The organism is Paenibacillus sp. P4_A9, assembly GCF_056402415.1.
On record NZ_JBFUHL010000061.1, the window covers coordinates 1 to 24,150 of the forward strand.

At 43.0% G+C, this 24,150-nt stretch carries 21 protein-coding genes; 18 read left to right on the forward strand and 3 right to left on the reverse strand.

Annotated features, from left to right (window positions below; genetic code table 11):
* The 3 genes from AC1DVJ_RS25125 to AC1DVJ_RS25135 all read left to right on the forward strand — a co-directional run.
* Positions 1–544, forward strand: a 544-nt coding sequence (locus tag AC1DVJ_RS25125) for a P-loop NTPase family protein (protein WP_477594517.1), incomplete at its 5' end; no start/stop codon positions are given.
* Positions 545–692: 148 nt separating this feature from the next.
* Positions 693–869 carry a hypothetical protein gene (locus AC1DVJ_RS25130; protein ID WP_477594519.1) on the forward strand — a complete coding sequence of 59 codons (177 nt, stop codon included), beginning with the start codon at positions 693–695 and terminating at the stop codon, positions 867–869.
* Positions 870–1,404: 535 nt separating this feature from the next.
* Positions 1,405–1,566 (forward strand): hypothetical protein, encoded by a 162-nt coding sequence (locus tag AC1DVJ_RS25135; protein WP_477594521.1) that lies wholly within the window; start codon positions 1,405–1,407, stop codon positions 1,564–1,566.
* Between the two features lie 193 nt (positions 1,567–1,759).
* On the opposite strand, the gene AC1DVJ_RS25140 is transcribed toward AC1DVJ_RS25135, so the two are convergent.
* The 3 genes from AC1DVJ_RS25140 to AC1DVJ_RS25150 form a co-directional block, all read right to left on the reverse strand.
* Positions 1,760–2,173, reverse strand: coding sequence for a Fur family transcriptional regulator (locus AC1DVJ_RS25140; protein WP_477594522.1), 414 nt, complete (start codon positions 2,171–2,173; stop codon positions 1,760–1,762).
* Between the two features lie 102 nt (positions 2,174–2,275).
* Positions 2,276–4,459 (reverse strand): catalase/peroxidase HPI, encoded by a 2,184-nt coding sequence (katG, locus tag AC1DVJ_RS25145; protein WP_477594524.1) that lies wholly within the window; start codon positions 4,457–4,459, stop codon positions 2,276–2,278.
* 250 nt (positions 4,460–4,709) lie between these two features.
* Positions 4,710–5,900 (reverse strand): ROK family protein, encoded by a 1,191-nt coding sequence (locus AC1DVJ_RS25150; protein ID WP_477594556.1) that lies wholly within the window; start codon positions 5,898–5,900, stop codon positions 4,710–4,712.
* Between the two features lie 365 nt (positions 5,901–6,265).
* Here AC1DVJ_RS25150 and AC1DVJ_RS25155 point away from each other — a divergent pair, with 365 nt between their 5' ends.
* The 15 genes from AC1DVJ_RS25155 (at position 6,266) to AC1DVJ_RS25225 (ending at position 23,914) form a co-directional block, all read left to right on the forward strand.
* Positions 6,266–7,597 carry an ABC transporter substrate-binding protein gene (locus AC1DVJ_RS25155; RefSeq protein ID WP_477594526.1) on the forward strand — a complete coding sequence of 444 codons (1,332 nt, stop codon included), beginning with the start codon at positions 6,266–6,268 and terminating at the stop codon, positions 7,595–7,597.
* 60 nt (positions 7,598–7,657) lie between these two features.
* Positions 7,658–8,545, forward strand: a complete 888-nt coding sequence (locus tag AC1DVJ_RS25160) for a carbohydrate ABC transporter permease (protein WP_477594528.1) — start codon at positions 7,658–7,660, stop codon at positions 8,543–8,545.
* 2 nt (positions 8,546–8,547) lie between these two features.
* Positions 8,548–9,336, forward strand: coding sequence for a carbohydrate ABC transporter permease (locus tag AC1DVJ_RS25165; protein WP_477594530.1), 789 nt, complete (start codon positions 8,548–8,550; stop codon positions 9,334–9,336).
* Between the two features lie 48 nt (positions 9,337–9,384).
* Positions 9,385–10,770, forward strand: a complete 1,386-nt coding sequence (locus tag AC1DVJ_RS25170) for a sulfatase family protein (RefSeq protein WP_477594532.1) — start codon at positions 9,385–9,387, stop codon at positions 10,768–10,770.
* A gap of 7 nt (positions 10,771–10,777) precedes the next feature.
* Complete coding sequence (locus AC1DVJ_RS25175; protein WP_477594535.1) at positions 10,778–12,103, forward strand: sulfatase family protein; 1,326 nt, start codon at positions 10,778–10,780, stop codon at positions 12,101–12,103.
* 93 nt (positions 12,104–12,196) lie between these two features.
* Positions 12,197–12,583: a hypothetical protein gene (locus AC1DVJ_RS25180; RefSeq protein WP_477594537.1), complete on the forward strand. Its 387-nt coding sequence runs from the start codon at positions 12,197–12,199 to the stop codon at positions 12,581–12,583.
* Between the two features lie 604 nt (positions 12,584–13,187).
* Complete coding sequence (gene ppsA, locus AC1DVJ_RS25185; protein WP_477594539.1) at positions 13,188–15,779, forward strand: phosphoenolpyruvate synthase; 2,592 nt, start codon at positions 13,188–13,190, stop codon at positions 15,777–15,779.
* Positions 15,780–15,818: 39 nt separating this feature from the next.
* The gene (locus tag AC1DVJ_RS25190) at positions 15,819–16,202 is read left to right on the forward strand and encodes a hypothetical protein (RefSeq protein ID WP_477594541.1); all 384 of its coding nucleotides are present in this window, start codon (positions 15,819–15,821) and stop codon (positions 16,200–16,202) included.
* 125 nt (positions 16,203–16,327) lie between these two features.
* Complete coding sequence (locus AC1DVJ_RS25195) at positions 16,328–16,747, forward strand: GNAT family N-acetyltransferase (RefSeq protein WP_477594543.1); 420 nt, start codon at positions 16,328–16,330, stop codon at positions 16,745–16,747.
* A 70-nt stretch (positions 16,748–16,817) separates the two neighbouring features.
* Positions 16,818–17,981 (forward strand): stalk domain-containing protein, encoded by a 1,164-nt coding sequence (locus AC1DVJ_RS25200; RefSeq protein ID WP_477594545.1) that lies wholly within the window; start codon positions 16,818–16,820, stop codon positions 17,979–17,981.
* Between the two features lie 43 nt (positions 17,982–18,024).
* Positions 18,025–18,243 carry a hypothetical protein gene (locus tag AC1DVJ_RS25205; protein ID WP_477594547.1) on the forward strand — a complete coding sequence of 73 codons (219 nt, stop codon included), beginning with the start codon at positions 18,025–18,027 and terminating at the stop codon, positions 18,241–18,243.
* 287 nt (positions 18,244–18,530) lie between these two features.
* Entirely contained in the window at positions 18,531–20,156 is a 1,626-nt protein-coding gene (locus AC1DVJ_RS25210; RefSeq protein WP_477594549.1) for a glycoside hydrolase family 10-like protein, read from the forward strand.
* A gap of 21 nt (positions 20,157–20,177) precedes the next feature.
* A complete protein-coding gene (locus AC1DVJ_RS25215; RefSeq protein ID WP_477594551.1) occupies positions 20,178–21,776 on the forward strand; it encodes a response regulator in 1,599 nt (532 codons plus the stop codon).
* 208 nt (positions 21,777–21,984) lie between these two features.
* Positions 21,985–22,917: an ABC transporter permease gene (locus AC1DVJ_RS25220; protein ID WP_477594558.1), complete on the forward strand. Its 933-nt coding sequence runs from the start codon at positions 21,985–21,987 to the stop codon at positions 22,915–22,917.
* A gap of 76 nt (positions 22,918–22,993) precedes the next feature.
* Entirely contained in the window at positions 22,994–23,914 is a 921-nt protein-coding gene (locus AC1DVJ_RS25225) for a carbohydrate ABC transporter permease (RefSeq protein ID WP_477594553.1), read from the forward strand.
* The last annotated feature ends 236 nt before the right edge of the window (positions 23,915–24,150 follow it).

A 24,150-nucleotide genomic window follows, 5' to 3' on the forward strand; every position in this document is an offset into this window, starting at 1 on the left:
TCTGATTCCTTATCGTGAAATCAAGGAATTCAACGAGTTGGATGCGCTCAATTCGGAGCTCATGTCCCGTGAGTTATGCTGGACGGATTCACCCGTTGCTGAAATATCAGAATTTACCTATTCGATTCAGCGGCAATGGGCACGTTTTGCTGAGCTTGCCAACACTTCAGAAGAGGTATATGTGTTCGAAGCCGTTTTTTTTCAGCATCAGATTCATGATTTGTTAGGTCATTATCAGGCTGTTGATCACCATATCGAGCAGCATATTCAGGGAATCGCCGATCAGATTGCTGCTTTGCATCCAGTAGTGATTTATTTAACTCAGCCGAGTGTGCGGGATCAGCAGGTTTGGATTTCTTCCATCCGTTCAAGCCCCCACTTCGCGACGGAACAAAATATTGGGTTTATGGAAAACCGCAAGCGGATCGAATTGAGGCTGCTTGATATGCTGCCATTTCCAGCGTATACAATTGAAAATGTAAATCTTGACTGGGAAGAGGTCTTTAGTGATATGGTCGGGGCCATAGGTCGGAAAATCGGATAAATGGAATTGAAACGAAACGGGCAGATTCGCTTATCAACACAAATGAGCTGAAAGAATGCTAGGCACAAATTTTTAGGTATTGTATTTAGTGACGTATCATATTATGTTTTGTAGGAAATTCTATCTAAATCAGGAAGGAGTGGGTAGGATGAATATTAAGAAAAATAATCAAGAATCAATGACTGAAACGGGATCAATGGATTATAAAGAGGATTACGATTTGATTCGCGGATATGCTCAACAGCTCAATGGGGGAATAGATGCTTTTGATGAGGATTCGGAAGTTACAAGTCACGAGTCAATTGATGAATATAATCATATTTAAAGAGTTATTCCCAGCTGGTTTCAACTGAAGGACACCGCTGTTGACAAAGTCTTCAATAAACGCCGATGAACCACTACAAAATATAGTGGTTCATCGGCGTTTGTAATTCTATGGTTCTAGTCGATAGGTACGAATGCGATTGGAGCTTGGCTCGAGATAAGGTGATGGCATCATCTTATTTCGGGCTTTTTGCTACCACATAAGGATTTATAAGTTTCCGGTACTCGGAAGAACAAATTCTTATTGGCGATAAAAACWACATCTAAAACGCGGTCGCTCTTCCTCGAATTACTTCGATATAAGTTTTTCTCATTCTTGCTAGAAATAAAGTGATGGCGTAACGCTATTGTGATTAAACCTGAGGAAACATCAATTTTTGGCGTTATTAGCGTTATCGTATATTGTTTTGTCTATGTAGTAAAGGTTCACTTTGTTTCCCTAGGACAGAGTGTGCTAAAATAGGGGGAGGCAGATTCATACTCTGCGTAGGCAAGCGCACAGAGATTTCCAAAATAATAATCTGGGAGGTTATCGTATGGATGATTACTTTTTGGTTAAGGACGGTAAAATTGTACGCTGGGACGGGCTAACACTAGGGGGAACCAAAATCAGAGCCGATGAGCTAATCGAGTCTTTTGGACACAAGGCTATTGAAGAAATCGAACGATTTGGATCTTACACCATAAAGAAATCTTAACGAATTTCCCGAAATTGATGCTATAGGTTTTATCACGGCAAAAAGCTATGCAGCCTGCATGGCTTTTTTCATATTCAATTTGCGGGGAAAATGGGGGGGGAGCACAGGAAGATTTCTTGCGATATAGGAAATTACCGGAAAGCGCTGACTGGGGGAAGATAAAGTGGTTGAATTAGTGAAAATAGTTCTGGTCCTAACCTTTGCACTTCGCACAAACGCCATAAAACTCTACCTGATAGTTGTCGACCTGGAACGAACCGTTATGTGTACCGACTGCCATCAGTGCTTCGCTCTTACTCGGCTCCAAATCGTAGATCTCACCGCAAACCTTACAATTAAAATGCCAGTGTTCCGCTTCGTTCACTTCAAAGTTGCTGGACTTGTCGCCATTCGTAAGCTCTTTGACGACACCGATTTCCTTTAGTTTTCGGAGCGTGTTATAGACAGTCGCTTGACTCACATACGGAAATTTCTCGGTCATCATGGAATAGATCCGTTCCGCTGTYGGATGGGACAATTCGAATAGGAGTTCGACGATATGAATACGCTGGGGTGTAAGACGCAGCCCATCTTCTTTCATTTGGTCTAATACCGTATCCTTATTCATTATGATCACCTCATTTCGTGTTTTTTTCTGATTTAATTTTAGTACAACAAAGAGCAGTATGTAACGATAATACTGCTCTTTGCTATACAAAGTATTACGTTTTTAATTCAAGTCATAACGATCTGCATTCATTACCTTGACCCAGCTAGCTACGAAGTCACGCACAAACTTTTCTTTGTTATCGTCTTGCGCATAAACTTCTGCAATGGCACGCAGAATGGAGTTTGATCCGAATACAAGGTCAACTGTAGTTGCTGTACGAACGACTTGACCCGTTTTGCGATCGCGTCCTTCAAATACATCGCGGCTTATCGGATTCCACTGAACGCCCATATCGAGCAAGTTAACAAAGAAGTCGTTCGTGAGTGTGCCTACACGATCGGTGAATACGCCATGTTTGGTACCCCCGAAGTTCGTACCTAGTACACGCATACCGCCAACAAGAGCTGTCATCTCCGGTGCAGTCAGGTTTAGCAGGTGTGCTTTATCGATTAGAAGCTCTGCAGAGCCTACGCTAAGATGTTTCTTCAGATAATTGCGGAAACCATCAGCGACCGGTTCAAGCACTGCGAAGCTTTCTACATCGGTTTGCTCTTCTGTTGCATCACCGCGTCCTGGAGTAAAAGGAACTGTTACATCAAAGCCTGCGTCACGCGCAGCTTTTTCCACCGCGGCACTGCCGCCAAGTACAATCAAATCAGCGAGGCTTACTTTGACATCTAGATCTTCTTGAATGCCTTCTAGGATCGTAAGCACTTTGATAAGTTGATCGGGTTGATTCACTTCCCACTCATTCTGTGGTGCAAGTCGAATGCGAGCACCGTTCGCTCCGCCACGCATGTCAGTACCACGGAAAGTGCTAGCCGAAGCCCAAGCCGTAGTTATCAGCTCACTGACTGTAAGGCCAGAGTTTAGAATCTTTGTTTTAAGATCTTCTACATCTGCGTCTGTTAATATATATGAAACAGCTGGCACAGCATCTTGCCAGATTAGCACTTCTTCAGGAACTTCCGGCCCCAGATATCTGGCCAAAGGACCCATGTCACGGTGTGTAAGCTTAAACCATGCACGAGCAAAGGCATCTGCAAATTCTTCTGGATTTTCATAAAAACGACGAGAAATTTTCTCGTACGCTGGGTCCATACGCAATGCCATATCCGCAGTAGTCATGATCGTCGGAATACGAATGGATGCATCTTCTGCGTCTGGTGCGAGATGCTCTGCAGCAGGATTTACTGGAGCCCATTGTTGTGCGCCAGCAGGGCTCTTCGTAAGCGTCCATTCGTATCCGAATAGGAGTTCGAAATAGCCATTATCCCACTGTGTAGGATTCGCTGTCCATGCCCCTTCAATACCGCTAGTGATGGTGTCGCGACCTTTGCCGGAGCCGTGTGTGCTGATCCAACCTAAGCCTAGTGCTTCGACTGCAGCAGCTTCCGGCTCAGCGCCTACATGTGCAGCATCACCAGCGCCGTGTGCTTTACCGAAGGTATGTCCACCGGCTACGAGAGCAACGGTTTCTTCATCGTTCATACCCATCCGTTTGAAGGTATCGCGGATGTCGCGTGCACTTGCAAGCGGATCGGGTTTACCGTTCGGACCTTCTGGATTCACATAGATAAGACCCATTTGAACGGCGGCAAGCGGATTCTCGAGCTCGCGATCGCCGGTGTAACGCTTATCTCCTAGCCACTCTGTTTCTCCACCCCAGTAGATGTCTTCTTCTGGGTGCCACACGTCCGCACGTCCGCCGCCGAAACCAAATGTTTTGCCGCCCATCGATTCAATAGCGACATTACCAGTTAGAATGAACAAGTCAGCCCAAGAAATTTTGTTGCCATACTTTTGCTTAATCGGCCATAGTAGTCGACGAGCTTTATCTAAGTTGCCGTTATCAGGCCAGCTGTTAAGGGGAGCAAAGCGCTGCGTGCCGGTTCCAGCCCCACCGCGGCCGTCACCTGTGCGATATGTACCTGCGGAGTGCCAAGCCATACGTATAAAGAAGGGGCCATAATGTCCGTAGTCAGCCGGCCACCAATCTTGACTGTTCGTCATGAGATCACGAAGATCTTGTTTAAGAGCTGGATAGTCTAATTTACCGAATTCCTCTGCATAATCCAAATCGTCGCCGAAAGGGTTTGTTTTGCGGTCATGTTGATGGAGAATGTTCAAGTTCAACTGATTTGGCCACCAGTTTCTATTTGTCGTACCACTAGATTTGTGACTTGTAGCGCTTCCATGCGAGAACGGGCATTTTCCTGAACTAGCAGAATCCATTGAGTTCATTTCTACCTCTCCAATCAAATTAAAATTAGTTTTAGATAATAATCATTACAATTTAAGTTATAATACAAATTAGGATGGAAATCAATCTTTTTTTGTACTATTAATATATGATATGCAGGAATATAGAGAAATTGGACAATTAGTTAGAAGGCGAAGCGGTGAGTGGAATTATAGTAATGCCGCATAACCCAAAAACCCACAACAGTAGACTGCTGTGGGTTTTTGAGATATTTTCTCATCTAAATAATATCTACTCCAACAAAGAATAATGAATAATTGTTGTTGATAGTTGCCTTAGAACCATCGAAACGCCTCCATGAGCAATACCGAGCTCTCCTAAATCCGAACAGTAAATCTCTAGATTTTGAAGAAACCTCTTCGGAATCATTTCATGAAGTGTATGCCATAAGGAGTTAATCAGAGCTGGACCTAGCAAGGCAAGAAGTCCTCCAATGCAAATTACTCTAGGATTATATGCATTAATGACGTTAGCCAGTCCTATACCTTGAAAATGACCAATCTCATGAACAGCACTTGTTATTTTTGAATCCCCCGTGTGAATCCCTTGGACAATTTCCGAGAAGGGGAGGAGTTGCGGGGTTGTTTCGAGAAGGTCATACAGCGCCTTGATGGACGCATACATTTCCCAGCATCCTCTGCTGCCGCAGGTGCATTTCTTACCGTTCATATGAATGGTAGAGTGTCCCAATCTGCCAGCTGTACCTGTGGTGCCGGTAAATAATTCTCCTTTGTTGTAAACACCAACAGATAATCCCCAGGAACTGGTGACATAGACTAAATGATCGACTGCTTTGGACTGCCCAAAGTGAACTTCCCCCATAGCGCCAGCATATGGCGCAGGATTCACATAAATGGGAAGTGAGGGAACACGCTTTGCTAATTCACTTCGCAAGGGGAAATCGTTCCATTCTTGCAGGTTCGCACTGTAATCGACGACATCCGTTCGAATATTGTAATATCCCGGAATAACAATGCTAACACCTACAATTCCTAATGGAAGAATAGCATGCCCCTTAACTAAATCTGTCAAAATAGGTGAGATTGATTCGATAAAAAATGAAGGGGCTTTGTTCTGGAGCGGGATGATCATGCTGTCTAACTTTTTACCTAAGAGATCCGTAACGAGTACGGTAAATTGGTTGATTTCAACTTCAACACCTACACAGATACCAGCTTTTTCATTGATATCGACCAATGTTGGCGGGCGTCCTCTTGATGTTCCTGTGGTGCCTAATTCAACGACAATTCCTTTTTGCAGGAACAGATCGACACAGCTGGAGACGGTCATTTTATTAAGTCCGGTAAGTGAAGCGATTTTGGCGCGAGATAAGGGACGATATTTCAGAATCGTACTTATCGTATGTTCCATATTTATTTTTTTGACGAGATCATAATTACCAATAGGCCCATTTCCATGCATTGTGATCACAACCTTACTTCCAATCGATTATGGTTATTTAGTATGTATAATATACAAAATAGTTAATTATGTCAAAACGGAATTGACTTTTAAGGCTTTAAAAATAAATATAGAATTGCCTGAAACATCACCGATTTATTTAGTATAAGTTTTATACTAATTTAATAAAATGAATTGTAAGCGCTATTACGAAGCGAATTAGGGGGTATGTAAAGAAATTCAAATAAAATTATAAATTAGTTATTGACTTATTCTGGGATAGAGATTAAATTAAAAACAACTAAACCGAGTCATTTACTTGGTATTACAGTTATACTAAATAAAATTAAAAGGGAGTGTTTTTGTTTATGAGAAGACTTAGACTCATGAGTTATTTGCTGATTGGCATTCTTCTATTGTCCGCATGCTCTTCGCAGACAACAAGCAGCACCGCCTCGCCATCAACGGCGACGAATGCAACGGCAGCTGCCGCACAAAAGCCAGAGGAGATTACAGGAGAAATATCGTTCTGGTCTTGGTCGCCTGATGATAATGTGTGGCAACCCCTCATCAAGGCATTTAACGAGAAATACCCTAAAATCAAAGTGAACTATGTGCGTACACCATCTGCCGACTATGACAAAAAAATTCAAGTTGCGATTCAAGGCGGAGAAGTACCCGATGTTATGGCATTCTCCAATGGTCCGATGATCAAAAATTACTCGCCGATCCTCGAGCCATTAGCTCCTTTGGCAGAGAAGTCATTGGGCAAGGATTGGCAAAAGCTGTTCAAAGCTACGCCGTTGGAATCTGCCAAGAAGAATGATTTCAAGACGATTCCCACGGGCGTTGCGGTAACACCGTTTCTATCTTACGATGTGGATTTGTTTAAAAAAGTAGGTGCGGAGCCGCCTAAAACCTACGATGAACTCAAACAAGTCGTTAAAAAATTTGAGGATGCCAAGATACCTGGAATTATTCCGCGATTAGGTTTCGCTGGCGGTAAAAGTACAACTGTAACGGATGTGTTCTATACCCTTGTCAATCAGATTGCACCGGGGAAATTATATGAGGCAGATGCGGGGAAAGCGAAATTTACAGATCCGGTGTTTATTCAAGCGACGAATGCCTTCAAGCAATTTTACACAGATCACATCTTCCAAGACGGTAACTTGACCACCAAATTCGATCCAGACCTACGTGATATGTATGAACAAAAGAGACAGCTTCCCATGATTCTCGTAGGTGCTTGGATTATGACAGATGTATCGAATAAGGAAAGCTTGAAAATGGGGGATCGTACATTTGGTCTCGTGCCTATGCCGACAATTGCCGGTGGTAAAACGAGTGTACTTATTAACGGTGACGTTCCACTGGGGATTAGCAAAGATTCGAAGAATAAAGAGGCAGCTTGGCGATTTGTGGAGTTCATGGCAACAGGTGAGTACCAGAACATCTTGAGCAAGGCACTTCAGTTCCTCCCCGTAAAAGAAGGACTGTCGATGGATAAAGCGAACCTGAAAACAGATATAGAGAAGCAATCCGTTGATGTCATTCTGAATGCACTTACGAAGGATGTAGGCGGCATTCGTTTCCTTGATAATGCGCCAATCGAACAAGCGTTATTTCTTAATTTACAGAAGGTAGCTAGTGGAACCGCAACGCCCGAACAAGCGATGGCTGAAGTTCAGAAAGCCTCAGATACTGTAAAACGATAACTGAGATGAACCTACGGTAGTTGATCTACACATTAAATAAGGGAGGCGAGGAGGATCCAAATGGACATAGCGAAAAAGAAGAAACGAGGCCGCTTCACTGGATTATATTTCTCCTTGCCCTTATTGATCTTCGTATCTGTGTTTACGTTCTTCGGAATCTTCTACAATATCTACATCGGTCTGTTTGAATGGTCAGGTATTGGGAGCAAAACATTTATCGGGATCGATAATTACATCAATTTGCTTCATGACCCGAATTTCTATCAGGCACTCGCCAATACGTTGTATTTTCTGGTTATAACGATTCCGATTGCGATGGCACTTGGGTTACTGCTGGCCACTTTGTTAAATGGTGTTTGGAAAGCAGGCGGCTTGTTTAAATCGATTTTCTTTCTGCCGCATGTCATTGCGGTTGTTACGATCGGCACGGCATTCACCGGTATCTACGAGCCCAATTTCGGACTACTCAATACAGTGCTGAAGCATGTTGGTTTGGACAGTTTGGTGCATTCCTGGTTGTCTGAACCGGGCACTGTGTTGAATGCGATTGCGGCTGCTTATATTTTTGCCAACACGGGCTTCTATATGTTGATTTACTATACGAGTCTGCTAAGTATTGATCATGAGATATTCGAAGCTGCTAAGATTGATGGAGCCGGGGTGCTGAAGCAATTTCGTCACGTTATCCTCCCCATGCTCAGCGGCACACACATTACATTGATGATTCTTGGCATCATTCATGCCTTGAAAGTGTTTGACCTGGTATGGATTATGACGGAGGGTGGTCCCGGTGGCGCTACTGAGCTTATTTCTACTTTTTTGTTCCGAGAGTCCTTATTGAAATATCAAACGGGATATAGCGGAGCCATTTCTGTGGTTCTACTGCTGATCGCCTTTGTCTATACGGCCTTTCAATTGCGTGTGTATAACAGGATTAGGAGGTCATAGATATGTTCGGTCGCATGCGGCTTTCGGAAAAGTTGACAATGAATATTCTCCTCCTTCTCCTGGCTTCGGTCTGGGTCGTTCCGATGATCTACCTCGTGATGTATTCATGGGAAGGAGACGGATGGGGAAATTATCAAGCGGTGTTAAGCCTGGATTTGTTCCCGCATTTCCTGCTTAATAGCTTCATTGTTGCCATATCGGTAGTTGTACTCCTATTAATAGTCGTTTCACTAGCCGCATTTGGCTTCAGTAAACTGAGGTTTCCTGGTGATTCTATCGTTTTTGCAATATGTCTGATTGGATTGATGATTCCACCGGTTGCGATGCTTGTTCCGTTGTTCCAAACGGTGAAATCCTTTCATTGGATGAATACGTATCTCTCGTTAATTGGTCCAGAGGTCGCGATGAGTATTCCATTTTCTTTGCTCATTGCTCGCAATGCTTTCGATGAGATTCCGAATGAACTATTGGAAGCGGCCGAGATCGATGGTTCACATGCATGGGGCAGATTTGTTCATGTGGTATTGCCTTTGGCGGTGCCCGTGCTAGCGACCATCGGGATATTAGCTTTTTTAAATTCATGGAACCAATATGTGTTTCCGCTTGTCTTTATTAGCAAAGAAAGCATGTTAACGGTGACGATGGCTCCCAAATTTTTCATAAAAGAGTATACCTCTGATTATCACAAGGTGTTCGCGGCGCTTGTTCTGATTACCATTCCTATTGTGATTTTGTATATCTTCGGCCAAAAATATTTGCAGCGCGGCTTGACGAGCGGCGCCATCAAATAAGTGTCCTTGTTGTGCAGTTCATTCAATGTTTAGGGTTAGGAGGTACAAATGAGCGAACAAAACACGGCAAAAAAACCAAATATTCTTTTTCTGATTGCGGATGATCATCGATTTGATGGTATTGGCGCTTATGGAAATCCAGTGGTACAGACTCCTGTCTTGGATCAGCTTGCTAATGAGGGTGTCCGCCTTAATGCTATGTATACGATGGGTGGACAAACGGCTGCACTTTGTGTGCCTAGTCGAGCATGCCTAATGACGGGAACCAACGTCTTCAAAGCTATGGTATCTCAGAGCGAAGTTAAGCTGGGTGAAACAGAGAACCCTAATTTATGGGAACTAAATCCAACGCTTCCTACGCTGCCGGAGACTCTCCGACAGAATGGCTATCGAACCTATGGGATCGGTAAATGGCATAATGGCAAAGAGAGCTTTCATCGAAGTTTTTCGGGAGGGGCGGAGATATTTTTTGGAGGGATGGGTGATCATATTGGACTTCCGTTACAGGAGTATGACCCGAGCGGACAATTTCCTGAGGAAGCCAAGTACCCTAGTGAGACGTTTTCCTCAGAGCTATTTGCTGATGCCGCTATTGATTTCCTACAGAACAGTCAAGACGAAGAGCCATTCTTTCTTTATGTGGCTTTTACAGCTCCGCATGATCCCAGGACGCCGCCGCCAGCTTACTTGAATCAATATGAAGCGGAAGCTATTCCATTGCCAAACAATTTCATGACCAAGCACCCTTTTGATAATGGTGAACTACATGTACGGGACGAACAATTAGCGTCATTACCGCGATTAGAACCAGAGATACGCCAACATCTCGCAGAGTATTATGGCATGATCACGCATTTGGATGAGCAAATTGGTCGTATAATCCAATCGTTACGAGAGCGCAAGGGGGCAGAGGAAGCCCTTATTATTTTTACGGCCGATCACGGACTTGCCTTAGGGCAGCATGGTTTATTAGGAAAACAAAACTTGTACGATCATAGCATTCATATTCCGCTCATCATGCAAGGAGTTGGTTTACCGGTCGGCGCAGAAATCAGCGGGCTTGGTTGTCAAATGGATATTTACCCAACTATCTGTGAAATCATCGGCATGCCATTGCCGACCTCGGTTGAGGGCAGAAGCTTGGTGCCATTGATAACAGGAGAAGAAACGGTCATACGTGATACGGTATTTGCTGCATATAAATACGTTCAACGGATGATCAGTGACGGACGCTGGAAATTAATTCGCTACTACCGTGTCGGGGAAATTGGCTCAGACTTGATTCAATTGTTTGATTTGAAGAATGACCCATGGGAAACGTGCAATTTAGCCGAAATTCCGACATATCAGGAGCATCTGCAGAGGCTGCAGAGAGAGCTCGAGATTTGGCAGCAACGCGTTCAGGATCCCATTTTGCATCTAAATAAGAGGTGAGTTTTGCATGAATCGGCCCAACTTTCTGTTTCTATTCCCGGATACGCATCGTGGAGATTGGATGCCTTATGCTCCTGAGGTATTGTCTGCACTGGGGATGGAACAACTACCGCTGCGCATGCCGCAGATCGAAGGCTTAATGAAGCAAGGTGTTACATTTACACGCGCAATCACGCCTTCGCCTCTTTGTGCACCTGCCCGGGCTTGTCTCGCTTCTGGATTACGATACACACAAGCCCAAGTCGCTGGAAACCATGAAAACTATGATATTTCTCGCAAAACCTTCTACTCCGTCTTAAAAGAAGGCGGTTACCGCGTTGGCGGCGTCGGGAAATTCGATCTGCATAAAGCGACGCACTGGTGGGGGCTGGATGGTTGGATCGATGAACTTGGTGAACTCGGATTTACAGATGCCATCGATAATGCCGGTAAAATTGACGCTATTATTTCGGGGAAGGAAGCTCCTCGCGATCCGTATATGAACTATTTGTACAAGAACGGATGGGCGGACATCCATCTGGCAGATATGCAAGATCGCGGTCAGCGTACGAATGCTACCGATTTGCCCGATGAGGCCTATTGTGACAATTGGCTGACCAGGAACGGCATTCAAATGCTGCATGAGTTTCCCAAAGACCAGCCGTGGTTCCTCATGGTAAATTTCGTGGGACCGCATGAGCCTTGGGATATCACTCATCGGATGAAGGCAGATTGGGAGCATGTTCAATTTGAGGAGCCGAATTCGTGTAGTCTGCCAAAAGAAACATGGAACAGTATCCGGCAAAATTATGCGGCCATGCTGGAAAATATCGATCGAAACGTCGGTCTGCTTCTAGATGAAGTCAGGCGAAGGGGAGAACTGGACAATACTGTCATCATTTACGCTTCGGATCATGGCGATATGCTGGGGGATTTCAATAAATTCGGAAAATGTAAACCAGAACGCGGATCCATTCATATCCCGCTCGTGATAAGCGGTCCCCGTATTCAGAAGGGTGTCTATAGCGATGCGTTGGTTGAACTGCAGGATCTGGCGAGCACGATGTTGGACTTGGCAGGGTTAACCATGGAGGAAGCGAAGGATTCTATTTCCATTCAATCCGTGCTGAAAGGTTTGGGCGATACATTGCGTGAAACTCAGCAATCTGCGTTGGATGAAGGGCCTCAGCATCCGAGTTCATGGCGAGTCATTTCAAATGGAAAGTGGAAGCTGATTGTAGAGAAATTGAATCCTGATCGATTGTTCAAACTAGTAAATGATCCTTGGGAAAATCATAACCTGGCTGAGGAATTTCCTGAGATTGTTGTTGCGTTGAAGGCAGAGGTTGAGTAGATGGAAGAAAGCCAATTGCAAGCAGAAATGCTTGCAATTGGCTTTCTGCTGTCTTAGTGCTTTGCTAACGCTTTAGGAAATATTAATTTCCAAATGTCAACTATCAATGTATGTGCAACGTCTAAATATATGGGATTATTTGTTAGTATCGGTAAGGAGAGTGATGTTTTTATGCTCATGGAAGAAGAGGTCATTTTATATCTGAGAGTAGGCTTATTAATTGTAATGATTCCTATTTTAGTGCTAGTGATTAGTTTGATGGTTAAATTTAAGAAGATTGGCTATGGGTGGTTTTTGAGTCACCTAATATTGTTTACCTTTGGTGCATTATCTTGGATAAGAATACTTGAAACTAGGGCTTTTACAAGTTCGATATCTAACTCTTTAACGATTGCCTGGATAGGTGTTATTTGGGCTATCAGTATGGTCTGCTTTGTGAAAGGTTTATTGTCTTTAAGTTATTTGAAGAGGAGGACATAAAACAATGGATTCAAGGACTACAAAGTCGCTTAAAATATCTCTATTTAGTTTAATAACATTTTCTTTTATTACTTTAGTACAAATATTCGTGAATATCGTTGAACAGAGACCTATTTGGTTGGTTGCTCTATTTATTCTGAGTCTCCCAATTTTTATATTCACAATAATTATGATAAGTCTTGATCTAATTAAACAGGATCATATAACTGTAGTCGGAAGATTAATTGAAAAGAAAGATATCTATAAAGGATATAAAATTAAAGCGAGAATGAATGATGGCAACGTAAAGAATTTTAGAATTAATCGTGATATTGATGAAGTTATTAAAGACCTCGAGTTAGATCAGAATATTGAAATGACATACTATAGAAGAACTAAAGCAGTGACAAATATTAAGAGATGCTAGATGAACTGGGAAATCAAAAAAGAACCTGAATAATTTCAGGTTCATTAACATTGCATATATACGGACACGATGCTATAATCGKATTACGACTTTAATTGTTTGTATGGGCAAAGAAATTGTATCTTACAATATCATCTTAACATCACCGGCGCGCTCTTGTCAAATGTTTTCTCAATTTAATGGATAGGAGAGATATGAATGAGTTCTTTGGTTCCCGGTTTTCAGGAAATGGAAAAAACGCAGCTTATGCTCGTTGGCGGAAAAGGGTTAAACTTAGGGGAATTATCAAAAATTGAAGGCATTCAAGTACCAGAAGGATTTTGTGTTACAACAGTGGGATATCTCAAAGTAATCGAACAAAACGAAATGTATCATGCTCTGTTGGATCGACTAGTGACGCTAAAAGTAGAAGATCGAGATCAAATTAGTGAAATCAGCAGGATGATTCGGCAAATCATTATGGAAGTAGAAATTCCTTCTGATGTTGTGAAAGCAGTTACTCACTATCTCTCCCAGTTTGGTGATGAACATGCTTATGCAGTGCGTTCTAGTGCAACTGCTGAAGATTTACCACATGCCTCTTTTGCTGGTCAACAAGACACTTATTTAAATATCATCGGTGTGGATGCCATCTTGCAGCATATCAGCAAATGTTGGGCTTCCCTATTTACGGATCGCGCGGTAATCTATCGTATGCAAAATGGATTTGACCACAGACAAGTTTATTTATCCGTTATCGTTCAAAGGATGGTTTTCCCTCAAGCTTCGGGGATTTTATTTACCGCGGATCCAATGACTTCCAACMGAAAGGTGCTATCCATCGATGCCAGTTTTGGACTTGGAGAAGCGCTGGTCTCTGGCTTGGTATCTGCCGATAGTTACCAAGTACAGGATGGGGAAATCGTCAACAAGAGGATAGCAACCAAAAAATTGGCTATATACGGACGAGAAGAAGGTGGAACTGAGACCAAGCGGCTCGACGCTGATCAGCAAACGTCTCAAACACTTACGGATCAACAAATCTTACAACTTGCTCTTATCGGAAGACAGATCGAAGCTTATTTTGGYAGCCCACAAGATATCGAATGGTGTTTAGCCCAGGATGCATTTTATATTGTCCAGAGTCGTCCAATCACGACTTTATACCCCATCCCTGAGGAAAATGATCAAGAAAACCACGTTTATCTCTCTGTCGGTCACCAACAAATGATGACCGATCCCATAAAACCAATGGGATTGTCTTTTTATCTGTTAATTACTCCTGCACCTATGCGTAAAGCCGGTGGGAGGTTGTTTATTGATGTTGCACCTAGACTGGCTACACCTGTCGGCCGGGAAAGTTTATTAAATACCATGGGATCCGATCCGCTCATTAAAGGCGCACTCATGACCATAATAGAGCGAGATTTTATAAAATTGTTACAAAATGATCAACCAGCACCGATTCTGGGCAGAAGTACAGATATGCTGGCACAAATCGAAAACAATCCGAACATCGTTTCTGATTTGATTCAGAGTAATCGCGCATCGGTAGAAGAGTTAAAACAAAACATCCAAAGAAAATCAGGATTCCATGTATTTGATTTTATTCTGGAAGATATCCAGCAATTAAAGAAGATCTTATTTGACCCACAAAGTACGGCTGTGTTTATGACTGCCATAAATGCTTCATTATGGATCAATGAAAAAATGAATGAGTGGTTAGGTGAAAAAAACGCAGCAGATACGCTTTCTCAATCGGTACCCTATAATATTACTTCAGAAATGGGTCTGGCATTAATGGGTGTCGCAGATAGGATTCGCCCTTATCCGGAGGTCATTGATTATTTACAGCATGTAAAAGATGATAACTTTTTGGATGAACTGGTTAAGTTCGAGGGTGGACAGGAAGCTCATGACGCAATCTATGCTTATCTCAATAAATACGGAATGCGATGCGCCGGAGAAATTGATATTTCTAAAACGCGTTGGAGTGAAAAACCAATTACACTGGTTCCCATGATTCTGGGTAACATCAAAGCCTTTGAGCCTAATGCCGGCCATCGAAAATTTGAGCAAGGACGCCAGGAAGCTTTGGAAAAAGAACAAGAGTTATTAGCTCGATTAATCCAATTGCCGGATGGTGAACAAAAAGCTGAAGAGACAAAACGAATGATCCGCCGAATTCGGAATTTCATCGGTTATCGTGAATATCCAAAATACGGTTGGATTAACCGCTATTTCGTTTATAAGCAGGCTTTACTGAAAGAAGCCGAACAGCTCGTACAAGCGTGTGTCATTCTTGAAAAAGAAGATGTATTTTATCTCACTTTTGATGAACTTCATGAAGTCGTACGCACCAACAAATTGGATTATCAGATCATCAGCAAACGTAAAGACGAATACAAATTATTTGAAAAACTAACTCCTCCGCGTGTTATTACATCGGATGGTGAAATCATTTCGGGTACATACAACCGAGAAAATCTCCCGACCGAAGCTCTTGTAGGTTTACCGGTTTCTTCAGGCGTGATAGAAGGACGTGCACGTGTCATTTTAAATATGGAAGATGCTAATTTAGAAGAAGGGGACATATTAGTTACCTCCTTTACTGATCCTGGCTGGACACCATTGTTTGTATCCATTAAAGGACTAGTCACCGAAGTTGGTGGACTGATGACCCATGGGGCCGTTATCGCGCGTGAATATGGCTTGCCAGCAGTTGTTGGTGTGGAAAATGCTACAAAACTGATAGAAGATGGTCAACGAATTCGCGTGCATGGAACAGAAGGGTATATCGAAATATTGTAAATCGGCTGGGAAAGGTTATATCCTAAGGTGGTGAATAAATTGGAAAAAAATTTAGCGTATTTTTTCTGTATTTTCTTTCTAATTACTAATATTGGTTGTAGCAACAATGATGCAGATTTACATTCGCTATATGCAACAGCCGAAGGTAAGTACACCGTTCATATATTTGGAGAAAAAAGTGAAAGAGAAATGGCTACGGAATTTACTAAATTTTGGAATTCAGATAATAATATTGATCTTATTGAAACTATACAATTATACGACAGCCAACCGAAAGACATTAAACTAAGAAAAAAATTAAAAATATCAGAATTCCCAACAATAATTATTTGTGATACAAATGAAATCGTGAAAACAACGCAAGACCTCGAAGAAGTATATGCTTATTTTAAATCTGTAAAATCCGCGAAGAACGAGAGATAAATATTTGTTACATGATTACCCTCAGCCCGTTGCTGAGGGTCTCTTTTTGCTTTTTGCTATTAAACGAAAGGCGGATCTGTTAAAATAATTTATTAAACCTTAATATTTGAACAGGAGTGAATCTTGTGGAAATGTATATATCGAATGAGACGAATAATGACGACAAGTCCTATGTAGTTAACAAATTGATTGAATTTAATCAGAGGCATTTCCCTGATGACTTGAAAGACAGGTATCAAGCGGTTAATTTGTTTTTAAAGAGTGCCGACAATAAAACTTGCGGTGGGCTTATTGGTGAAATATTTTTGAATTTTTTAGAGGTAAAGTATCTATTCGTCGAAGAAGAATTTCGAAAATTAGGATATGGAAAGAAACTACTAGCAGAAGTTGAAAAATTAGCAAAAGCAAATTCGTGTGATTTTATCAAGTTAGATACGTTGAGCTTTCAAGCGTTAGATTTTTACAAAAGACAAGGCTTTGTAGTGTTTGGAACCTTAGAGAATGTTGGTGGGCATACGCACTATTATTTGAAAAAAGATCTTTGATACATGGTAATATAGAAATGGGAAAATACATTTAAATCTTCGAGATACGGAGTACATCAGGAGTGATATTATGTTGAAAAAGCTCGGGTTTGTCCTGCTACTTTTTTCTACGATTTCTACTGGACAAGCGTATGCATCAGAGACACCACCAACTGTATATTTGGATGGGGGTAAGCTAGAGTTTGAGGTTCCACCCACAATTGTTGATGGGAGTACATTAGTTCCACTTCGAAAAATTTTCGAGGAACAAGGTGCACAAGTTACATGGAATGGTGATATTCGAACGGTAACGGCTGTAAAGGGTGACATAACCATTGTTTATCAGATTGGCTCTTTAACCGCCCAAAGGAATCAGGAACAACTAAAACTATCGGTACCAGGTCAAATCGTTAGTGGATCCACGTTAGTTCCACTTCGTTTTGTATCTGAGGCTCTCGGGAACACGGTTGGCTGGGAAACTCACTCAAGGACTATCATAATTAGTTCAGCAAAAAAATTCACAGCAAAAGTTACACACATTGTAGACGGGGATACAATCGAAGTGGTTGATCCCGAAGGGAAAACAGATAAGGTTCTCATGATCGGTGTGGATACTCCTGAATCTGTTCATCCTGATGCAACTAAGAACACCGAATACGGAAAGGTTGCTTCGGCCTTTACAAAAGATCAACTTGAGAATAAAACAGTTTATATTGAAACAGATATAGGTGAACGTGATCAATATGGTAGATTGCTTGGATACGTATATCTGGATTCAGTGATGATGTATAATGCCGTACTCGTAGCTGAAGGGTACGCGAAGCAGCTGACCTATCAACCCAATGTACGATGGGTAAATCTATTTGGAGCATTGGTAGCAAACGCTCGTAGCACGGATCTCGGCTTATGGTCTTACGACAATGAAAGTGAATCTGTTGTTACTGGTACAAACGAAAAAATAACGATCGTAGCGTTGGATTACGTTGCTGAGATCGTTACGATTCGGAATGATGATTCCAAAAATGTGAACATGACAGGTTGGAAGCTTGTTAGCGTTAAAGGAAATCAAGTMTTTAATTTCCCTGATGGATATATACTAAAAACTGGTTCATCCGTATTAATAACCAGCGGAGCAAAGTCGATAGAAGCTGATGGTGTATTAAAATGGACYACAGCAAATGTTCATAATAATACTGAGGAAGATCCAGCAGAATTGTATGATATGAATGGTAATAAGGTCAGCTCATTTAAATAAACATCTTCGGAATTTACTAGAGCGGGGAGTTGGAATAGGTAATATGAGTAGTATTTCTATGATGAATTTCTTTGTTTTACTTGCAATGGTATTTGCATTCTTTTTTATATTGCGAGAGCTTTTTACGTGGTATTGGAAACAAAACGAAATCGTAAGCACACTTAAGAAAATTGAAGGTCATCTGGAAAAGTTATCTCAGCAAAATGAAGGTAAGTGTGTTCCAGAGAACAAGAGCTTGGATGATAATGACAATAAATCATGAAGCACCTTCGCATCCATAAAAAAACAGAGTCCGCTAAAGCAGACTCTGTTTTTTTATATTTTTGACTTGGGAAATCTAGCTGTTCTTGAGGTGTGGATTTTTCACAACCGCTGCATCGTTTAACTAAACGGCCTTCTATTTAACACGGATCGCACATGTCCTAATGTCTGTTTATCTCTTTCGGAAATTCCGCATCAATCTACCAAAGAAAGTAATCGCTGTCCTCTATTTATCGCATCATCGATATGATATTTTCTATACCAAACACATGAAAAGGGGTGTTACCTATGACTGAGCAGGAAACCGCCCAGTGTTTGGATCTGGTGGAAAAGCAGATTACCTATGCGAAAAAGATCATGAAGGAGAATTGGGAGAACTACGTCAATGCTCCTTTTGACTTGGCAAGACAACATTTGGCAAGGGCAGATCGGCTTCTGGAAGAAGCGCTCATGCTTCAGTCTGCCGACGCGGAAGGAAGCGTGAGCAAGGCCAAGATGGCGTCCAAGGAAGCCTTGGATGGATATCTACATGCTCTGCCCAGTAGAGCAGCGGAAGCCCGAGGAGTCTGGTATCGCCCTACAGAACATAGCCGTGAGGAAGTGAGCCGCACCTTGGATCGCGTGCAGGCTGCCGGCTTTAATGAGTTATATCTGGAGACTTGGCTATGGGGATATACGATTTATCCAAGCTGCATGGCAGCGGAGAAACAGATAGAGGAGCAGCATCCTGCTTTTCGAGGGTGGGACCCGTTGGAGGCATTCGTTAAGGAGGGCGAGAAGCGGGGTATCTCTGTGCACGCTTGGCTGGATGGGTTCATGGTCGGTATCGACCAAACGGGTGGACCTGTACTTCGAGCCTATCCGGAATGGTCTGCGCTTTCCCGAAGGCAATCATATTCCGAGAGGCCGTTGCCTCAGYAGGCGACCGGTTATTAWTGGCTCGATATTATAAATCCGGCTGTACGTAAGTATCTACTGGACATCGTAAAGGAGATCATAACGACATACGGAGTTGCGGGTATCAATCTGGATTTTATGAGGTTTCCTCATTCGAATGACTGGCAGATGAGCTACTGCTTCAGTGCGCATGCCCGTGAGGCTTTTCAACGTGAACAGGGCATAGATCCACTCGAAATTCAGGCAGAGCGGCAGATGGAGCTTTGGACAACGTGGACGAAGTGGCTCGAGCGAATCGAGGACGATTTTGTAGCGGAGCTGTACAAGGAGATCAAGAGGATCAGCCCGAATGTAATTGTATCGGCTGCACCCGAACCGGGAGCGGAGTCAGATAAAATTGGCAACTGGTCGCAGTACGTTGATATTGTTATCCCTCAGGCTTATTATGCAAATGCCTCTGAGGTTCGACCATCCGTTCAATTACACAAAAACGAGCTTCTTCCAGGCAATCTTGTATACAGCGGGATATACCCGATGTACGCTAAATTGGGTGCGCAAGAAACCGTGGATCAAGTTCTTGCAGCGCAGGATGTAGACACAGGAACCGTCATATTTGCTTTCGGCCAAGCGACGGATGAAACGATTCGCGCTTTGCGTATAGGTCCGTGGAGAAACGATGCGATTTCTACAGGGATGCATCCGCTGCGGGCAGTTCAAGCATTGCTGAAGGCGGTCAAAATAGACGTAGTACATGTTTACCTTCCACGCCAGGCAGTTCATGAGAAAACGGCGATTGATCTTGTAGACAGCTTGGACTTGTTCCTTATAAATTTGCAAAGAGAAGCAGGTGCAGAGTTGTATATTGCGTTGCATGAGATGGTCGCAGCATGCAAGGAATTTCTGATGAAAGAGAAAGAAGATGCTAATATTCATCCCGCTGTCGTGCTGCAATTGACGAACACGTTAACAGAAATGGATGAACTTCTAAGTTACTCACGGATTAAGCAAGTGAAGTAAAACCGAGCGGGGGTCCCTATTATGAATTTATTAATTGTGGAAGATGAAATCCGCCTCAGGAATGCGTTAGCCAATAATATTCCTTGGGATAAGCATGGCATCGAGGTCGTAGGCCAGGCTGGTAACGGAGTGGAAGCCCTTCGTATCATTGACCGCAAAAAGCCTGACATCATCCTGCTGGATCTGCAGATGCCAGAAATGGATGGACTGACATTGGCTAGACACCTTCGCCAATCCGATCCTTTACTAAAAATTATAGTTCTTAGCGGACATGATGATTTCACATATGCGCAAGAGGCCTTGGGTCTCGGTGTTATGAAATACTTGTTAAAACCAGCAGGCGACGAGGAAATTTTGGAGACGGTGCTCGAAGCAGCGGAGAGGTTGAGAAGCGAGCTTGAGCAGCGCCATAACGAGGACGAGCTCAAGCTGAAGTGGAAGCAGCACCTACCTCACTTGGTCAATGAATTTTTTCAGGGATTGTTAAATGGGAAATATGAACCCTGGGAGATTGATCAGAGATGCAGGGATCTACAATTGGATTTGCAAAAAGATGCTGCGTACGCTGTGACAGTTGTCGATATGGATCCGATATCGGAGACCGAAAGCCGTTTCAGCAGGAAAGATATGTCACTCCTCCAATTTTCGCTTAGTAGTATTGTGAAGGAAGCCTTATCGTCTACGCTCTGTTGGGTGTCTACCAATTTCACAGGTTGTACGGTCATCATTTTTCAGCTTGCAAGCGATGACGAGCCGAGAATTGCGCTGCAAAAAATCAATGCATTGACCGAAAAGCTGCTATTTACGGTAAAAAGCTGCCTCAAGCTTAGTGCAAGTGCCGGGATCAGCGGTATGACTGGTGGCTTATCGGAGATGAACAAGCTCTACGTACAAGCGGTACGCGCACTACAGGATCGAATCGTGCTTGGCCATGACCTAGCGATCCCATACCGGGCGGAGCAAGGGAGAGAGCCGGAGCTGACGTTTCAGCCTAACTATGAAAAAACGCTGGAGATTGCCCTTGAAACGGGTGATGGGGATAAGGCAAATGAAACGTTAACATCACTTTGGAACGGTGGGATGGCGAAAGCGGAGACCGTTGATGATATTCGTGAACATATCTTATACTTCACATGCTTATTTATCGGTATGATCCAAAAGCAGGGCTGGCCGGTACGGGAAGTAGCTGGCGAGGACTATGTCTATTTTCATAACCATTCGGAGCTGGCGTCGAAGGAACAAATCCTTTTTTGGCTGCAGCGTATGATCAGGGCGTATTTAGCCTATGCAGGCCAAAGGCGGAAATCGACGAGTCATGGCATGATCAAGACCATACTAAGCCTCGTGGAAAATGAAATTGATCAGGAAATGACGCTGCACGCTGTCGCTGACAGGATGTATGTGAATTCTTCCTATTTAAGTCGTCTATTCAAACAGGAAACCGGTAAAGCCTTTTCCACCTATGTGCTAGAACGAAAAATGGAGCGTGCCAAAGCAATCCTGCAGGAAGGCTCGCGCGTATACGATGCCGCATCTGGCGTCGGGTACAGAGATGTGAGTTATTTTACAAGAGTATTCCGTAAATACTGGGGTGTCACGCCTGGGGAAATACGCAATTGATAGACAAATAAGCCGTTCGGCAGCCTTCTCGGGTTTCATGGGGAAGGTTTTTTTGTTTTCAATATCGAGAAGTTATGAAAGTACCAAAACAAGTAATATTCCTCTAATTCGCAAAAAAACGAGTGGTGATACACTAGGTTAAGAAAGACAGTACGAAGGAGGAGGCACCTTGAGCGAAACGACTACTACAAAGGAAACTGTCCTATCTATCAATAAAAATGTTAAAAAAAGATATATACAGCAATTGTGGATCGATGTCAGGAAAGATTGGGATTTGTATCTCGCACTCATTCCTGGCATCGCATTTCTCCTGCTGTTCAAGTACACACCGATGTACGGAATTATTATTGCGTTCAAGGATTTCAATATTTTCGATGGGATGTCCTCAAGTCCATGGGTCGGGATGAAGCATTTCGATAAATTGATTTCGTCTGCCAGTTTTTTGCAGGTATTTCAGAATACGTTGCTTATCTCCATTTACAAAATCTTGTTTCTCTTTCCACTTCCGATTGTGATCGCTATTTTACTCAATGAATTGAAAAATATCGCTTTCAGACGAAGCGTGCAGACCGTGGTCTACTTGCCTCACTTCTTATCCTGGGTTATCGTCAGCGGACTATTCATCGATCTGCTTTCCACGAACGGCGGTATCGTGAACAAAATCATAATCGCCATGGGCGGCGAACCCATCCGCTTCTTCTTAGATAATCATATTTTCCGTTCTGTGCTCATTGGGACTGCAGGCTGGAAAGAAACAGGATGGAATACGATCATCTATCTGGCTGCTTTAGCTGGTATCGATCCCGGTTTGTATGAAGCAGCCAAGATCGATGGCGCTAATAAATGGAAACAAATCATCCATATCACATTGCCTGGCTTAATTCCGATCATTCTGCTTATGTTCATTCTTCGTCTCGGCTACGTGTTGGAGGCTGGAACCGAACAAATTCTAGTCATGTATAACCCAAGCGTTTACAATGTCGCAGACGTTATCGGTACCTATGTGTATCGTATTGGTCTTGGTGAACAGGATTATAGTTTCTCAACTGCTGTAGGGGTATTTGAATCCGTTGTTGCGTTTATTTTGATATTAACAGGCAACGGTCTGGCCCGAAAGTTTTTTGGACGAGGTATTTGGTAAGTGGGGAATAATGCAAATCTTATCATATGCTTACGATGTTAGTTTTGCTAAAGCAAAACTTTTAGGAGGATCTGCGATGAACATACAACGCATGCTGAAACCAAAGACTGCCAGAAAGTCTTCGGCCATCCCATCATCGCTCGGCGAGAAAATTTTCACAGTGATCAATCATCTGTTCTTTATACTTCTGAGTTTATCGACCATCTTTCCGTTTATTAATCTCATCGCGAAATCGCTGAGCAGTGAGGCGGCAGTCGTTTCGGGAATGGTTAATATCGTTCCCATCGATTTTCAAATAGGGACCTATACGTATGTAGCTAGCAACTCCTTGTTTCTGAGTGCGTTCATGATTTCCATTACGGTTACATTGGTTGGATCACTCCTTGCGCTGTTCATGACGACGCTTGCCGCCTATCCGCTATCTAAGCCAAGACTGCGGTGGCGCAAATTTTTTATCATCATGTATTTGTTTACGATGCTGTTCAGCGGTGGGTTGATCCCGACATATCTGCTCATGCATCAGCTCCATCTCATCGATAAGCTTCCTGTGCTATTCCTGCCATTCATGATTAACGTGTACAACATGCTCATTGTCAAAAGCTACTTTGAAAGTCTGCCTGACAGTCTTGAGGAATCGGCGAAAATGGATGGGGCCAGCAATATGACGATTCTAGTACGTATTATTTTACCGCTTTCCATGCCCGTACTAGCGACGATCGCTTTATTCTATGCCGTTACATTCTGGAACGATTACTTTACTTCGCTGATCTATATCAACTCGGCAGATTTGAAACCCTTGCAGCTATATTTGAAGGAATTGTTCGTCACTTCGACGGATACCTTCATGCGGACCAATGTCGATGCAGCGCTGAATGTTTCACCACAGTCGATTCAGGCGGCCTCGATTATTCTAGCCACACTTCCGATCCTATGCGTGTATCCATTTCTACAAAAGTATTTTGTTAAGGGTGTTCTGGTCGGCTCTGTAAAGGGTTAAACCTAGAAGTCATACTTGAAGGGTGGTGGTGGGCCAGCTCTACAATGGTTCCATGATATTTGGTATATTGCTTTATCCATACTCAAAGGAAAAATAGGGAGGCTCTTTCATGGTAAAAAAAATGTTAGTTATCATGTCCATCACGACGATGGCAGCGACGATCTCGGCTTGTGGCGGCAGCAATCAGACCGCAAGCAGTTCCATTACACCAGCTGCTTCTACTGCTCCTGTTGCAA

Bases quoted from the DNA above. Each gene is read 5' to 3' on its own strand.
- AC1DVJ_RS25160 (WP_477594528.1), top strand. From the start codon at position 7,658: ATGGACATAGCGAAAAAGAAGAAACGAGGCCGCTTCACTGGATTATAT.
- AC1DVJ_RS25170 (WP_477594532.1), top strand. From the start codon at position 9,385: ATGAGCGAACAAAACACGGCAAAAAAACCAAATATTCTTTTTCTGATT.
- AC1DVJ_RS25215 (WP_477594551.1), top strand. From the start codon at position 20,178: ATGAATTTATTAATTGTGGAAGATGAAATCCGCCTCAGGAATGCGTTA.
- AC1DVJ_RS25155 (WP_477594526.1), top strand. From the start codon at position 6,266: ATGAGTTATTTGCTGATTGGCATTCTTCTATTGTCCGCATGCTCTTCG.
- AC1DVJ_RS25225 (WP_477594553.1), top strand. From the start codon at position 22,994: ATGAACATACAACGCATGCTGAAACCAAAGACTGCCAGAAAGTCTTCG.
- katG (WP_477594524.1), bottom strand. From the start codon at position 4,459: ATGAACTCAATGGATTCTGCTAGTTCAGGAAAATGCCCGTTCTCGCAT.
- AC1DVJ_RS25175 (WP_477594535.1), top strand. From the start codon at position 10,778: ATGAATCGGCCCAACTTTCTGTTTCTATTCCCGGATACGCATCGTGGA.
- AC1DVJ_RS25150 (WP_477594556.1), bottom strand. From the start codon at position 5,900: ATGCATGGAAATGGGCCTATTGGTAATTATGATCTCGTCAAAAAAATA.
- AC1DVJ_RS25130 (WP_477594519.1), top strand. From the start codon at position 693: ATGAATATTAAGAAAAATAATCAAGAATCAATGACTGAAACGGGATCA.
- AC1DVJ_RS25135 (WP_477594521.1), top strand. From the start codon at position 1,405: ATGGATGATTACTTTTTGGTTAAGGACGGTAAAATTGTACGCTGGGAC.
- AC1DVJ_RS25205 (WP_477594547.1), top strand. From the start codon at position 18,025: ATGAGTAGTATTTCTATGATGAATTTCTTTGTTTTACTTGCAATGGTA.
- AC1DVJ_RS25180 (WP_477594537.1), top strand. From the start codon at position 12,197: ATGTCAACTATCAATGTATGTGCAACGTCTAAATATATGGGATTATTT.
- AC1DVJ_RS25165 (WP_477594530.1), top strand. From the start codon at position 8,548: ATGTTCGGTCGCATGCGGCTTTCGGAAAAGTTGACAATGAATATTCTC.